This window comes from Ruegeria sp. YKSD163 (assembly GCF_059612905.1).
Genome location: NZ_JBXWRM010000001.1, coordinates 162,975 through 177,807, shown reverse-complemented (window position 1 = coordinate 177,807; position 14,833 = coordinate 162,975). Strand labels below are relative to the sequence as shown.

Annotated in this window: 11 protein-coding genes and 1 tRNA gene; 7 read left to right on the top strand and 5 right to left on the bottom strand. The window is 64.8% G+C overall.

The features are described from left to right. Positions 1–14 precede the first annotated feature (14 nt). Positions 15–968 carry a radical SAM protein gene (locus AC2FNA_RS00835; protein ID WP_496823697.1) on the bottom strand — a complete coding sequence of 318 codons (954 nt, stop codon included), beginning with the start codon at positions 966–968 and terminating at the stop codon, positions 15–17. Positions 969–1,126: 158 nt separating this feature from the next. On the opposite strand from AC2FNA_RS00835, the gene zwf reads away from it, so the two are divergent. The 4 genes from zwf (at position 1,127) to dmdB (ending at position 6,663) form a co-directional block, all read left to right on the top strand. Next, complete coding sequence (gene zwf / locus AC2FNA_RS00830; RefSeq protein WP_496823695.1) at positions 1,127–2,584, top strand: glucose-6-phosphate dehydrogenase; 1,458 nt, start codon at positions 1,127–1,129, stop codon at positions 2,582–2,584. Continuing rightward, complete coding sequence (pgl, locus tag AC2FNA_RS00825; protein ID WP_496823693.1) at positions 2,581–3,252, top strand: 6-phosphogluconolactonase; 672 nt, start codon at positions 2,581–2,583, stop codon at positions 3,250–3,252. Before zwf ends, pgl begins: the two co-directional genes overlap by 4 nt. A 9-nt stretch (positions 3,253–3,261) precedes the next feature. Next, entirely contained in the window at positions 3,262–4,881 is a 1,620-nt protein-coding gene (gene pgi, locus AC2FNA_RS00820) for a glucose-6-phosphate isomerase (RefSeq protein ID WP_496823691.1), read from the top strand. A 162-nt stretch (positions 4,882–5,043) separates the two neighbouring features. Beyond that, the gene (gene dmdB, locus AC2FNA_RS00815) at positions 5,044–6,663 is read left to right on the top strand and encodes a 3-methylmercaptopropionyl-CoA ligase (protein WP_496823689.1); all 1,620 of its coding nucleotides are present in this window, start codon (positions 5,044–5,046) and stop codon (positions 6,661–6,663) included. Positions 6,664–6,769: 106 nt separating this feature from the next. On the opposite strand, the gene AC2FNA_RS00810 is transcribed toward dmdB, so the two are convergent. From AC2FNA_RS00810 to AC2FNA_RS00795, 4 genes are all read right to left on the bottom strand, one after another. Continuing rightward, positions 6,770–6,843: transfer RNA gene (locus AC2FNA_RS00810), tRNA-Gly, on the bottom strand. 37 nt (positions 6,844–6,880) lie between these two features. Then, positions 6,881–7,738: a class I SAM-dependent methyltransferase gene (locus AC2FNA_RS00805; RefSeq protein ID WP_496823687.1), complete on the bottom strand. Its 858-nt coding sequence runs from the start codon at positions 7,736–7,738 to the stop codon at positions 6,881–6,883. Between the two features lie 22 nt (positions 7,739–7,760). Further along, the gene (locus AC2FNA_RS00800; RefSeq protein WP_496823685.1) at positions 7,761–9,803 is read right to left on the bottom strand and encodes an ASKHA domain-containing protein; all 2,043 of its coding nucleotides are present in this window, start codon (positions 9,801–9,803) and stop codon (positions 7,761–7,763) included. A gap of 130 nt (positions 9,804–9,933) precedes the next feature. Further along, positions 9,934–11,091: a CaiB/BaiF CoA transferase family protein gene (locus AC2FNA_RS00795; protein ID WP_496823683.1), complete on the bottom strand. Its 1,158-nt coding sequence runs from the start codon at positions 11,089–11,091 to the stop codon at positions 9,934–9,936. 172 nt (positions 11,092–11,263) lie between these two features. Between AC2FNA_RS00795 and guaB the strand changes: the two genes are divergently transcribed. From guaB to AC2FNA_RS00780, 3 genes are read left to right on the top strand one after another with little or no spacing between them, the layout of a single operon-like run. Next, positions 11,264–12,712, top strand: a complete 1,449-nt coding sequence (gene guaB, locus AC2FNA_RS00790; RefSeq protein WP_234218008.1) for an IMP dehydrogenase — start codon at positions 11,264–11,266, stop codon at positions 12,710–12,712. Further along, the gene (locus AC2FNA_RS00785) at positions 12,709–13,497 is read left to right on the top strand and encodes an MBL fold metallo-hydrolase (RefSeq protein WP_496823681.1); all 789 of its coding nucleotides are present in this window, start codon (positions 12,709–12,711) and stop codon (positions 13,495–13,497) included. The genes guaB and AC2FNA_RS00785 overlap by 4 nt, the downstream gene beginning before the upstream one ends. A 3-nt stretch (positions 13,498–13,500) precedes the next feature. Beyond that, complete coding sequence (locus tag AC2FNA_RS00780) at positions 13,501–14,676, top strand: RsmB/NOP family class I SAM-dependent RNA methyltransferase (RefSeq protein WP_496823679.1); 1,176 nt, start codon at positions 13,501–13,503, stop codon at positions 14,674–14,676. Positions 14,677–14,833: the final 157 nt, after the last annotated feature.

Sequence of the window (14,833 nt, the reverse complement as noted above, 5' to 3'; positions counted from 1 at the left end):
ACTCCGCCCGACCCTCAGGCCGAGCAGCTGGCTCCGCCCAGAACGCAAAACTTGGCGCAATGGGGGTGGTTCAGCTGCACCGGGCGTTCGGCCTCGGCCAGGGTCTCGCCCAGTTCGAATTCGGGGGCATAGGGCAACAGGGTGCAGGCCAGCACCACAGGATGCGCCGCACCCTTGCGTTTCACCACCATGCGCGAACTGGCGCACATCAGCGTGTCGGGCGACTTGCCCAGGATGCCCCAGCAGGCTGTGGTAATCTCGGGCACCTCGACCCGTTCGTCCATCTCGGGGAACAGCACGGTCTGGCCGGGATCGGCGGCGTCAATGGAAAACCCGTGTTCGGCATAGAGCGCGGCATATCCCGCACGCGCCTCTGCCTCGCTCTCTCCCCAGACGGTGCGCCCGGCCACGGTCATTCGCGCACCGGCATCGCGCAGCCAGGCCATCCCTGCCAGCGTCCTGGCGAAGCTGCCCGGCCCGCGTTCGGCGTCGTGAAAATGCGCGCTGTAATGATCGACCGAGATCCGCAGGGTCAGCCTGTCGCCGAACTCGCGCACCAGCGCCGCCACCCCCTGCCGCATCGCCTTGCGCATCATGGGGCGCATCGCATTGGTCAGGATCAGCACCTCGAACCCGCGTTCCAGCGCCGCCCGCGCCATGCCGATGATCTGCGGATTCATGAAGGGTTCGCCACCGGTGAACCCGATCTCTCGTATCGGCCAACCGCGCGCCTTGATCTGGTCCAGATAACCGGTGACCTCATCGGTGGTCATATAGACCAGCGCGTCGTTTTTCGGGCTCGACAGGATATAGCAATTGGCGCATTCGATATTGCACAGGGTGCCCGTGTTGAACCACAGCGTCTCGGGTCGGCTCAGGGCCACGCTGGCCCGTTGCTGGCCGTCCGCTGTCACGAAACTGTCCTGAAACTTGCCGATATTGGCGGTCTGTTGCGCGTGATCCTTCATCAATCCTGCCTGTGCCTGCATATTGGCTTGATCTAGCAGTAATGTAGCGGGAAAAGAAAGCGGGATCAGATGGTTTGACGGGCTTGTGATGCCGGGAGAGGTTCGAATTGTTTGCGCTAACAGTGGACAGAACCCCGGCAAAACGGTAAGGAGCAGCCATGGTATCGCGCATCATCCCGGTAGAACCTTTCGATCTGGTCGTTTTTGGCGGCACCGGTGATCTTGCCCGCCGCAAGATCCTGCCGGCGCTGTTCCGGCGCTCGGTTGCAGGGCAGATGCCCGAGGGCAACCGTATCATCGGCGTCGCGCGTCAGGACATGGACGCCGAGGCCTATCGCGCCCTGATCGCGCAGGGTCTGCGCGAGCTGTGGCCCGAGGCGGTGCAATCGCCCGATGCGCTCAACCGGTTTCTGGCCCGGCTCGACTACATGGCGCTGGATGCCACCCGACCGGAGGGCTGGGACGGGCTGGCCGCGGCATTGGGGCAGGGCGTTCGTGCCTTCTATTTCTCGGTCGGGCCGGGTCTTTTTGGTGCGCTGACCGAACGGCTGCATCAGCACGGGCTGGTCAGCCAGGATACCCGCATCGTGGTCGAGAAACCCTTTGGTCACGATCTGGCCAGCGCGCAGGCGCTGAACGCCACTCTGGCCGCGCATTTCCATGAACGCCAGATCTATCGGATCGACCATTACCTGGGCAAGGAGACGGTACAGAACCTGATGGCAGTGCGCTTTGGCAACATGCTGTTCGAACCGCTCTGGAACAGCCAGTATGTCGACCATATCCAGATCACCGTGGCCGAGACCGTGGGCGTTGGCGGCCGGGCCGATTACTACGACCGGGCCGGCGCCATGCGCGACATGATGCAGAATCACCTGATGCAACTGTTGTGCCTGATCGCCATGGAACCGCCGGCCAAGTTCGACCCAGACGCGGTGCGCGATGAAAAGCTCAAGGTGATCCGGGCACTGGACCCGGTAAAGCCGCACCATATCGTGCGCGGTCAATATGCGGTGCCGGTGGGCGGTGCCGGGCAGGGCTATCGCGATGAAGTGGGCGATCCGCGCTCGATCACAGAAAGCTATATCGCGCTGCGCGCCCATATCAGCAACTGGCGATGGGCTGGCACGCCTTTCTACCTGCGTACGGGCAAACGGTTGGTGGCGCGGTCCTCGGTCATCAACGTGATGTTCAAGGACGCGCCCCATTCGATCTTTGGCGAAGAGGCTGGGCGACATGCCAATGTGTTGTCGATCCGGCTGCAACCCAACGAGGGCATCACGCTGAAGGTGACGATCAAAGAGCCTGGACCGGGCGGCATGCGGCTGGTCGAGGTGCCTCTGGACATGAGTTTCGCCAAGGCGCTGGGGCCCGAGAACCAGAACCCGCCCGATGCATATGAACGGCTGATCATGGATGTGATCCGGGGCAACCAGACCCTTTTCATGCGCGGCGACGAGGTCGAGGCCGCCTGGGCCTGGACCGACCCGATCATTGCGGGCTGGCAGGCCCGTGGCGATGTGCCCAAACCCTATGATTGCGGCAGCACCGGCCCCGGCGACGCCGAGCTGCTGATGAGACGCGACGGTCGCCGCTGGCAGGGGATAAACCCATGAATATCCAAGACTATCCCGACCGCGAAATGCTCGCTATCGACCTCGCCAACCGCCTGGCCGGAGAGTTGGAGGCGACACTGCTGACCCATGACCGCGCCACGCTGGCAGTGGCGGGCGGCACCACGCCCGGCCCGGTCTTCGACGTGCTCTGCGCCGCCGATCTGGACTGGCACCGAGTCATGGTGCTGCCGACCGATGAGCGCTGCGTGCCGCAGGACCATCCGCGCGCCAATGCCCGGCTGATCGCGCAGCAGTTGCTGGTCAACCGCGCCGCCAGCGCCAGCTATCTGCCGCTTTACCTGCCCGGCGCCGAGCCCGAGGATTGTCTGGCCGAGATCGAGACGCTGCTGACCCCGGTGCTGCCGCTGTCGGTACTGGTGCTGGGCATGGGCGAGGACATGCACACTGCCTCGCTCTTTCCCGGTATGCCGGGGCTTGAGGCAGCGCTGGATGGGGACGCGCCGACTCTGGCTGTCGCCCGGCCTGAAACCCAGCCCGAGGCCCGGATCACGTTGACCGCCCCGGTGCTGAACGGGGCGCTGTCAAAGCACCTGATCATCTATGGCGCCGCCAAGCGCAACGCACTTGAGCGGGCCATGTCGATGCATCCCGAAGAGGCGCCGATCGCGGCGGTTTTGGACAGTATCACTGTCCATTGGGCGGAATAGGTTTCTTCCATGTTTCAAGAGTTGAACGCGCTTCACGCTGACCGGTCGGGCCGCCGCATCCTCGATCTTTTCGCCGCGGATCCCAGCCGGGCCGAACGGTTCAGCGCCGATCTGGACGAGATGCGACTGGATTACTCCAAGACCCTGATCGACGCGGATATCCGGGCCGCGCTGATCGCGCTCTGCGAGCGGGCCGGGTTGGCCGCGCGCCGCGAGGCGATGTTCTCGGGCAAACCGATCAACGAGACCGAAGGCCGCGCGGTGTTGCATACGGCACTGCGCAATCTGGATGGCGGGCCGGTCCTTGTGGATGGCAGCGACGTGATGCCTGAAGTGCGCGCGACCCTGGCGCGGATGAGGGCCTTTACCGATGCGGTGCGAAACGGAGGGTTGAGCGGAGCAGGGGGGGCTTTTACCGATGTGGTCAATATCGGTATCGGTGGTTCCGATCTGGGACCGGCGATGGCCACGCTGGCGCTGGCACCCTATCACGACGGGCCACGCTGCCATTTCGTCTCGAACGTGGATGGGGCTCATATCGCGGATACGCTGCGGGGGCTGGATCCGACGCGCACTCTGGTGATCGTCGCCTCCAAGACCTTCACCACCATCGAGACGATGACCAATGCCCGCACTGCCCGCGACTGGATGCAGCGCGGCGGCGGCGACCCGGCACGGCAATTCGCGGCGCTCTCCAGTGCGACGGACAGAACCGCCGATTTCGGCATCCCGGACGCGCATGTCTTTGGCTTCGCCGACTGGGTCGGCGGGCGCTACTCGATGTGGGGACCGATCGGGCTGAGCCTGATGATTGCGATCGGCCCAGACGATTTCGACGCCTTTCTGCGCGGTGGGCAGGCAATGGACGACCATTTCCGCAGCACGCCCTGGCACGAGAACATGCCTGTGATGCTGGCCTTGACCGGTATCTGGCATCATCAGGTCTGCGGTTATCCCAGTCGCGCGGTGCTGCCCTATGACCAGCGGCTTGCACGTCTACCGGCCTATTTCCAGCAACTCGAAATGGAATCGAACGGCAAATCGGTTGCGATGGACGGCACCGCGCTGGATCAGGCCGCCGGTCCCATCGTCTGGGGCGAGCCGGGCACCAATGGGCAGCACGCATTCTATCAACTGATCCATCAGGGGCGTCAGGTCGTTCCTTGTGAATTCATGGTGGCCGCCCGCGGACACGAGCCGGAGCTGGACCACCACCACCGCCTCCTGCTGGCCAATTGCGTGGCCCAGTCCGAAGCGCTGATGCGGGGCCGGTCCCTGTCCGAGGCACGCGCCATCGTCGCGGGCCGGTGCTATGACGATGCCGAGCTCGACCGCCAGGCCCGTCATCGGGTGTTCGAGGGAAACCGCCCTTCGACCACGCTGATCTATCCGCAACTGACGCCCGACATGCTGGGCAGGATCGTGGCGCTTTACGAGCACCGGGTGTTTGTCGAAGGCGTGATCCTTGGCATCAACTCGTTCGATCAATGGGGGGTCGAGCTGGGCAAGGAACTGGCGACCTCTCTGGGCCCCATTGTCGAGGGAGCTGAACCTGCCACCGGCAAGGATGGGTCGACCGCCGCGCTGGTGGCCTATGCTCTGCGTCATCGTGACCCCGGGCTGACGTAGGGTTCCGGCCCGTCAAACGAACACAAAGTTATTGTCACCCGGTCCGCTGCTTGGCAGGGTTCGGCATTGGGCGGGGTCGCGTCGACGCGGCCACGATGAGGATGCTTGTGACGTCGCGCCGGGGTGCGGCCGTCACGCGAAGAACAGGGAAGGAACCCGATAATGCTGGGACAGATGATGTATCAGCCGCTGCTGATCTCGTCGCTGATCGACCATGCTGCGCGCTATCATGGCGAGGCGCCGATCTGGTCGGTCAATACCGAGGGTGGGGTCGAGGAGACCAATTGGGCCGGGGTCGCGGCCAATGCCCGTTGTCTCGGTTCGGCGTTGAGCGGGGCCGGGCTGGCGCCACAGTCACGGGTGGCAACGCTCGCCTGGAACAACCGGCGGCATCTGGAGCTGTATTACGGCGTGTCCGGCGCCGGATTCGTGCTGCACACGATCAACCCGCGCCTGTTCCCCGAACAGCTGGTCTATATCCTCAACCATGCCGAGGATCGTATCCTGTTTTTCGACGCCACCTTCCTGCCTCTGGTAGAGGGGATTCGCGGCGAACTTTCCACCGTCGAACGGCTGATTCTGATGGGGCCGCGCGACGAGGCGGCTGCGGCGCGGATCGAGGGGCTGGAATTCTACGACGAATTTATCGCTACCGGGGATGCGGGTTTTGAATGGCCCGATCTGGACGAGCGCACGGCATCGAGCCTGTGCTACACCTCGGGCACCACGGGCAACCCCAAGGGTGTGCTCTATTCTCACCGTTCGACGATGCTGCACAGTTTCGGGTCGAACACCCGCGATTGCATCGGCTTTTCTGCGCGCGACGTAGTGATGCCGGTGGTGCCGATGTTCCATGTCAACGCCTGGGGCACGCCCTATGCCTGTGCCATGTCAGGCTCGTGCATGGTGCTGCCGGGGCCGGATCTGCATGGCGAGGCGCTGGTGGGGCTGATCGACCAGTATGGCGTGACCATCGCGCTGGGGGTGCCGACCATCTGGCAGGGCCTGCTGACGACAGCACGGGCCAAGGGCAGCAAGCTGGAGAGCCTTGCCCGCACGGTGATCGGCGGCGCGGCCTGTCCGCCCTCGATGATCGCCGAATTCCGCGACCGCTACGGCGTCGATACGGTGCATGCCTGGGGCATGTCCGAGATGAGCCCGCTGGGCACCACCAACCAGCCATTGGCAAAACACGCGGAACTGCCGGTCGAGGCACAGCACAAGCTGCGCGAGAACCAGGGCCGTCCGCCCTATGGGGTCGAACTGAAGATCGTCGATGACGACGGTAACCAGTTGCCCAATGACGGCCAGACCCAGGGCGACCTGATGGTACGTGGTCATTGGGTGCTGGACAGTTATTTCCAGTTGCAGGACCAGCCGATCCTGTCGGATGGCTGGTTCGCCACCGGCGATGTGGCAACGCTGGACCGCGACGGATATATGACGATCCGGGACCGATCCAAGGATATCATCAAGTCGGGCGGCGAATGGATCAGCTCGGTCGAGCTGGAGAATATCGCCGTGGCGCATCCGAAACTGGCCACCGCCGCGGTGATCGGTGTTCCGCATCCGAAATGGGACGAACGCCCGCTTCTGGTGGCGGTGAGCGCCGAGGGAGAGACGCCCGACGAGGCGGAACTGCTGGCCTTCTTCGACGGCAAGATCGCCAAATGGCAAGTGCCCGACCGCGTCGTCTTTGTGGACGCGCTGCCACTGAACGCCACCGGCAAGGTGCTGAAACGGACGCTGCGGGATCAGTTCAAGGATGTCCTGACCGGCTGAGCCGGGCGGAACCGGAAATCGGGGATTTCCGGCCCGGAAAACACATGTTTTCCGGGCTGTTTTCCGTGTCGGAAAACAGCTGCATCGGGTTCTCTGCCAGAAAGATTGGAGCGGGTAGCGGGAATCGAACCCGCACTTCAGGCTTGGGAAGCCGGCGCGCTACCACTACACCATACCCGCGCTCACCGGGTTCGAATACGCAATGGCCGGAGCCGCGTCAAGCGGTTCCGGCGCGCCGGGCCTGGAACAGGTTGATGGTGGCGGGCATGAGGATCCGGCCGTCTTCGACGTAAGGTTCGAGCGCAGTGCTGACCGCGTCGCGGATCGCGGCTTCGTCCGCCTCGGTGCCGTTGAAATGCGCCAGGACCCGCGCGGCTGGTCCCAACCGGGTGCAGAGCGCCGAGGCCCCCTCCAACCCGCCGGGCGGGGTCAGCTTAACTTCAACGGCATGGGCCTCGATATCGGCAAGACCGGCTTCGGCCATGAAGCCGGTGACGCGGTCAATGTCGTGAAAGGCCAGAGGCCCCGGTGCGTTGCGGTCTGCCTTGGGCATCTGGCCCAGCCGGTCGGTGGCCGCGCGGTGGGGAATGTAGAACCAGGGGTTTCCGGCCAGCGGCCCCCAGGCGGCAAAGGTCATGCGCCCGTCGGGTTTCAGAGCATGGGCGATATTGGCGAAGGCGGCAGCGTTGTCGGAAAAGAACATCATACCGAAACGTGAAATCATGGCGTCGCGCGCTGCGGGCGGAAAGGCCTCGGTCTGGGCGTCGGCGAGGGCAAAGTCCACGTTGTTCATGCCGCTGGCCCGCTCCCGGGCCCGGTCGAGGAACGGCGGCGAGATATCGACACCCAGCACATGACCCGCCGGCCCGACCGCGCGCGACGCGGCCAGGGTGACGTCACCCAGACCGCAACCGATATCCAGAACGCGCTGGCCCGGCTTCAACTCCGCGCGATCAAGCAGAAGATCGACGACCGGCGCGAAGGAGGCCGCGATCTGCTCCTCGAAGGTCAGCCATTTCATGCCCGAGGCGGATTTGCCCCAATACTCGGCCTGATCCTGGTTTGTCTCTGTCATGATACCTCCCTTTGGGAAGGTATCATGCCCTGCGGCGGCGACGGCGGCCAGACCCCTCGTCGTCACCACCCCCGGTGTTGAACGAGACCTTGGGCAGGGTCAGGACCTTGGCCAGTTCCGGGAAGGGTTCCACCGAGTTCGGGATCGCCGAGGCATTTACGAAATGCTCCTGGAACCGGCGTTCGACCGCGGTTTCCACCTTTTCGATGGCGCGCACGGTGGCCTCGATCTCGGTCCGGGCGTCAGTGTTCAACAGAGCGATCCGCGCGCCGGTGCCCGCCGCGTTGCCTGCGCTGGTGACTTTGTCCAGCGGGCAATCGGGGATCATGCCCAGCACCATCGCGTGCTTGGCCGAGATATGGGCGCCAAACGCCCCGGCCAGCACCACCCGGTCCACCTTGTCGACCTCCAGCTTGTCCATCAGCAGGCGGGCACCCGAGTAGAGCGCCGCCTTGGCCATCTGGATGGCGCGTACATCGGGGTTGGTGACGGTGATGGTCGGGCCGCCATCGGCTGAGCCGTCCCAAAGCAGGTAGGCATTGGTGCGTCCGTCCTGAATGCAGCGGGCCGAGCCGGTCTGTTCGGCCGAGCCAATCAGGCCCGAGGCGTCCAGAATACCCGCCATGCGCATCTCGGCCACCACCTCGATGATGCCCGAGCCGCAGATGCCGGTGATGCCGGTGGTTGCGATCGCTTCGGCAAAACCTTCCTGATCGGACCAGATTTCCGAACCGATCACGCGGAAACGCGGTTCCTTGGTGATCGGGTCGATCTCGACCCGTTCGATGGCGCCGGGGGCGGCGCGCTGGCCGCTGGAGATCTGTGCGCCTTCAAAGGCCGGGCCGGTGGGCGAGGAGCAGGCCAGCACCTTGTCCTTGTTGCCCAGCAGGATCTCGGCATTGGTGCCCACATCGACCACCAGCACCAGATCCTCGGACTTGTCGGGCGCCTCGGACAGGGCGACGGCGGCGGCATCGGCGCCCACATGGCCCGCGATACAGGGCAGGATATAGACCCGCGCGGCGGGGTGGATGTTCAGATCCAGTTCCCAGGCCCGCAGCGACAGAGCGTCCGAGGTGGCCAGCGCAAAGGGCGCCTGGCCCAGTTCGAACGGGTCTATCCCCAGGAACAGGTGATGCATGACCGGGTTGCAGACAAACACCGCATCCACGATCAGCGCCTTGTCGATCCCGGCCTCTGCGGCGATCTGGGTGAACAGCGCGTTCATCCCCTCGCGCACCGCACGGGTCATCTCCTGGTCGCCGCCCTTGTTCATCATCGAATAGCTGACCCGGCTCATCAGATCTTCGCCAAAGCGGATCTGCGGGTTCATGATGCCCGACGAGGCCACAACCTCGCCGCTGTGCAGGTCGCACAGATGCGCGGCGATGGTGGTCGATCCGAGATCGACCGCCAGCCCATAGACGGTGCCGTCGTAATAACCGGGCCAGATATGCATGATCTTGGGCGGGTGGCTGGCATCGCCCAGATGCACCGCCACGGTGACTTTCCAGCCGCCTTTGCGCAGCACCGGCTGCAACTGGTGCAGGATATGCAGGTCGGTCTGCACGCCGGTCAGCTGCCATTGCTCGGAAAGCGCCGCGATCAGGCGTTCCATGTCGCCGGTTGGCTTGTGCATGTCGGGTTCTTCGACCTCGACATAGAACAGCCGGGTCGAAGGGTTCATGGTGATCTTTCGCGCCTCGGCCCGCTTGCGCACCACCTGGCGGTGGACCTGGCTTTCAGGCGGCACGTCGATCACCACATCGCCCTGTACAGTGGCCTGACAACCCAGCCGGCGCCCGTCGATCAGCCCGCGCTTGTCCTTGTAGCGCTGCTCGACCGCGTTCCATTCGCTAAGTGCGCCGTCACGCACGGTGACACCATGTTTGGGAAATTCACCATAGGACGGGGTGATCTGGCATTTAGAACAGATGCCGCGCCCGCCGCAGACCGAATCGAGATCGACCCCCAACTGCCGCGCCGCAGTCAGAATGGGAGTGCCGACGGGAAAGTGCCCGCGCTTGCCCGAGGGGGTGAATACGACGAGGGGATCGCTGCTCATGACTTTCTGCCTTCCGGAGTACCGATTGTGCGCGACAATATTGTGTTTTGAGCCAACGGAAAGGCGACGCGCGGCATTTTCCTGTCCGGTGGCGGCATTTACCGCAAAAAGATGTGGCCTGGATGTGGGTTCAGTCGGCTGCGTCTTTGTCGAGCCAATCCAGAATCGCGGCCCGATCCGCATCCAGATCCGGCGCCGGGGCGCGGGTGGCCGGGTCGGGCAAGTCGGTCATCTTGATCGGGTTGCCAGCAGCGGTATAGGCCGGGGCGCCATCGGGTCCCAGCACATCGACCACCATGTTGCGGGCGCGGATCTGCGGATCGTTCAGCACCTCGGCCACGTTCTGGATCGGGCCGGTGGGAATGCCCGCGCGGGTCAAGGTGTCGATCCAATGCGCCTTGGGCCGGTCGAGGGTCACCGCCTCGATCAGCCGTTTCAAAAGCCGCGCATTCTGGCAGCGGGCCGGGTTGGTGGCAAAGCGCGGATCATCCGCCAGCGGCAGGTCCAGCGCGTCGCAGAGCCGGGCAAACAGGCCGTCATTGCCGGCGGCGATGACGAAAAGCCCATCCTCGGCGTGAAAGGTCTCGAACGGGGTGATCGAGGGATGCCGCGCGCCCGAGGGGCGCGGCGGCTCGCCGGTGACGCTGGTGATGGCGATGGCATGTTCCAGAAGCGCCAGCTGGCTGTCGAGCATCGCCACGTCGATCTTTTGTCCTGCGCCGCCGCGTTCCACCTGCAACAGGGCGGCCATCACCCCCTGCACCAGATACATGCCCGCCACGATATCGCCGATCGAGGCGCCGACGCGCACCGGTTCGCGGTCACGCTCGCCGGTGATCGACATCACGCCGCCGCGCGCCTGTACCACCATGTCATAGGCTGGGCGCTGCGCCTCGGGGCCGGTATGGCCAAAGCCCGAGACGGCGCCATATATCAGCTTTGGAAAGCGTTCATGCAGCGCCTCCCAGCCGTAACCCAGCCGCTCCATCACGCCGGGGCGGTAGTTTTCCAGAAGGATATCGGCCCGCGCCAGCAACCGGTCGAAAATGGCCCGGTCCTCGGGCGCCTTGAGGTCCAACGCCATGCTTTCCTTGCCATGGTTGATGGTGGCGAAATAGGCGCTCTTGCCGTCTTTGAAGGGGGGAAAGGCGCGGGTGTCGTCGCCCTGTCCGGGGCGTTCGACCTTGATTACGCGGGCACCCAGATCGGCCAGTGTCATGCTGGCAAATGGCCCCGCCAGAACATGGGTCAGGTCCAGAACAAGGGTTCCGCTGAGGGGGCCGGACATGGGCGTTTCCTTTCTCAATTCGCGCGTGTTGCAGGGTTAGCGCGCCCGCGTGACGATGCCTTGACACAGATCAGGGTCGGGCGCGTCCGTTTTCTGCGCGCTGGCCCTTTTACCCGGTGGATAACTGTGCCATAGGGTCACCGCCAAACGGGATTATGCATGGGGACCGCAAATGCAGATTCGTGAGGCTCTCACCTTTGACGATGTTCTACTGGTTCCGGCGGCCTCGTCGGTGCTGCCGTCGACCGCCGACACCAGAACCCGCGTGACGCGCGAGATCAAGCTGAACATACCGCTTCTGAGTTCGGCCATGGACACGGTGACCGAGGCGCGCATGGCCATTGCCATGGCCCAGGCCGGTGGCATGGGCGTGATCCACAAGAACCTGAGCGTGGATGAGCAGGCACGCGAAGTGCGCCGGGTCAAACGGTTCGAGAGCGGCATTGTCTACAACCCCGTCACCCTGCGCCCGGATCAGACCATTGCCGACGCCAAGGCCTTGGTGGAGCGCTATAATTTCACCGGCTTCCCGGTCACGGACGACCGTGGCCATATCGTCGGCATCGTCACCAACCGTGACATGCGCTTTGCCACCAGCGATGACATGCCGGTCAGCGCGGTGATGACCACAAACGACCTAGCAATGCTGGCCGAACCTGCCGATCTGGACGAGGCCAAAAGCCTGATGCGCGCGCGCCGGATCGAGAAACTGCTGGTGCATGACGGGCAGGGGCGGCTGACCGGCCTGCTGACGCTGAAAGACACCGAACAGGCGGTGCTGAACCCGACCGCCTGCAAGGACCATCTGGGCCGTCTGCGGGTGGCGGCGGCCAGCTCGGTCGGCGACAGCGGCTTTGCCCGCTCCGAGGCGCTGATCGACGCGGGCGTCGATATCGTGGTGGTCGACACCGCGCATGGGCATTCGGCGGGTGTGATCGACGCGGTGCGCCGGATCAAGCAACAGTCGAACATGGTACAGGTGATCGCGGGCAACGTCGCCACGGCAGACGCCACCAAGGCGCTGATCGACGCCGGTGCGGATGCGGTCAAGGTGGGCATCGGGCCGGGCTCGATCTGTACCACGCGGATGGTGGCCGGTGTCGGCGTGCCGCAGCTGACTGCGATCATGGATTGCGCCCAGGCGGCGGGCGACGTGCCTGTGATCGCTGATGGCGGTATCAAGTTCTCGGGCGATTTCGCCAAGGCGATCGCGGCGGGCGCATCCTGTGCCATGGTCGGTTCGATGATCGCGGGCACCGATGAAAGCCCGGGAGAAGTCATTCTGTATCAAGGGCGTAGCTTCAAAAGCTATCGTGGCATGGGCAGCCTTGGCGCAATGGCGCGCGGCTCGGCCGACCGCTATTTCCAGAAGGACGCGGCCAGCGACAAGTTGGTGCCCGAAGGGATCGAGGGGCAGGTACCCTACAAGGGTTCGGCCAGTGCGGTGATCCACCAGCTGGTGGGCGGGTTGCGTGCCGCGATGGGCTATACCGGCTGCGCCACCGTGGGTGAGATGCGCCAGAACTGCCAGTTCGTGAAGATCACCGGCGCGGGGCTCAAGGAAAGCCATGTGCACGACGTGCAGATCACCCGCGAAAGCCCGAACTACCGGATCGGATGATGGATCCGGTGGACAGCGTCCGCAGCGGCCCGTGGCGGGTTGACTGTCTGGTCGATGGCGGCATGACCTTTAGCACAGATGTGTTTGCCAATGTCGCCCCCGCCCGGCAGGCCGAGTTGCTGGGCGCGGCGGGCCTGAGCGCGGCAGTGACCGAGTTCAACGCCTATCTGATGCGCCATGACGATGGTCGCATCTGGCTGGTCGATACCGGTTGCGGCACCATTTGCGGGCCCGAGGGTGGACAATTGCCCACGCTTCTGGCCCAGGCCGGACTCGCGCCGGGCGATATCAGCCGGTTGATCCTGACCCATCTGCATGCCGATCATTGCGGCGGGCTCCTGGGGCCGGGCGCGGCGCTGTTTTCCGATGCCGAGATCCTGCTGCATCCCGCTGAGGCTGCGCATTGGCGCGACACAGAGGCTCCCGGTGCCCAGGTGCTAACGGCCTGCGCCGACCGCCTCCGGCTGGTCGGCTCGGATGCGGATCTGGGTGCGGATGTCCGGGTCTGGGCCTTGCCGGGGCACACGCCCGGTCATTTCGGTCTGCGGATCGGCGACGATCTGGTGCTGGCCGGTGACATCCTGCATTCCGAGGCGCTGCAATTGCCCGATCCAGCAAACGCCACCCAATTCGACGTGGACCCGGCGCAGGCCCTCGCCAGCCGGAGCGCGGCACTGGCAGAGATTGCCGAGCGCAACCTCGTCTGGTCGGGCAGTCACCTGATCGGTGCCAAATTCGCTCGGTTAGATCGCGCTGGTGACGGCTTTGCGAAACTGGAGACCTGAGAGATGACCCCCGCCGCCCGGCTTCAGGCCGCGATCGAGGTTCTGGACGAGATCCTGGCCGGCAAGCCCGCCGAACAGGCGTTGACCGGCTGGGCGCGGCGCTCACGGTTTGCCGGGTCCAAGGATCGCGCGGCGCTGCGTGACCATGTGTTCGACGCGCTGCGCGCCCGACGCTCCTTTGCGGCGCGTGGCGGGGCCAAGACCGGGCGCGGCCTGATCCTGGGCCTGTGCCGGGCGCAGGGCTTGGCGGTTGCGGATCTGTTTACCGGTATAGGCCATGCACCCGCGCCGCTGACACCCGAGGAACAGGCCGGTGGACGCGACCCCGCGCCGGGGGCCGAAGCGGCGGATATACCCGACTGGCTCTGGCCCCGGTTCCAGGCCAGCCTGGGCGCACAGGCGCAACAGGCGGGCGAAGTCATGCAGAGCCGCGCTCCGGTGCATCTGCGGGTCAATACCGCCCGCACCGACCGCGCCAGCGCCATCGCGGCATTGGCAGGTGAGGGGATCATCGCCCAGCCGCATCCCGCCTGCGAAACCGCGCTTGAAGTGACCGAAGGCGCCCGTGGTATCGCCCGCTCGACCGCCTATCTGGACGGGTTGGTCGAGTTGCAGGATGCCGCCAGCCAGGCCATCGTGGCTACGCTGCCGCTGGCACCGGGCATGCGCGTGCTTGACTATTGCGCCGGGGGCGGGGGCAAGACGTTGGCGCTGGCGGCGGTTCCGGGGATCGAGGTGTTCGCCCATGACGCCGCCCCGCAGCGCATGCGCGACCTGCCGACGCGCGCGGCCCGGGCCGGTGCGCCGGTGCGCCTGCTCGATACTGACGAGGCGACAAATGCGGCGCCTTTCGACCTGGTGCTGGCCGATGCGCCCTGTTCGGGCAGCGGCTCTTGGCGCAGGGCGCCTGCTGGCAAGTGGGACCTGACCGAAGAGAAATTCACCGCCTTACTGACGGTGCAGCGCGAGATCCTGCATCGCGCCGCTGCGCTGACCGCGCCGGGCGGGGTACTGGCCTATGCCACCTGCTCGATGCTGGACGAGGAAAACGAAGGAGCGGTCGATGCGTTCCTGCGAGCGGGGGGCTGGCAGGTGGTCAAAAGCCAGCGCTGGAACGTGTTGTCAGGGACGGATGGATTTTTTCTTACACTCTTGACGAGATTGGAGTTCGAGCTTTAGCAACTATAGGTATAGTTGGGGCGTAAAGATTTTGGTCGTGTTAAAGCCGGCTTAACTCTTGATGGGTGACAAAGTCCTGACGACTCAGATGCCGGAGCCGGAATGTGACCGAATTCACCGCCTCGATCTCACCTGCGCAGAACAACCCGCGCAGTAC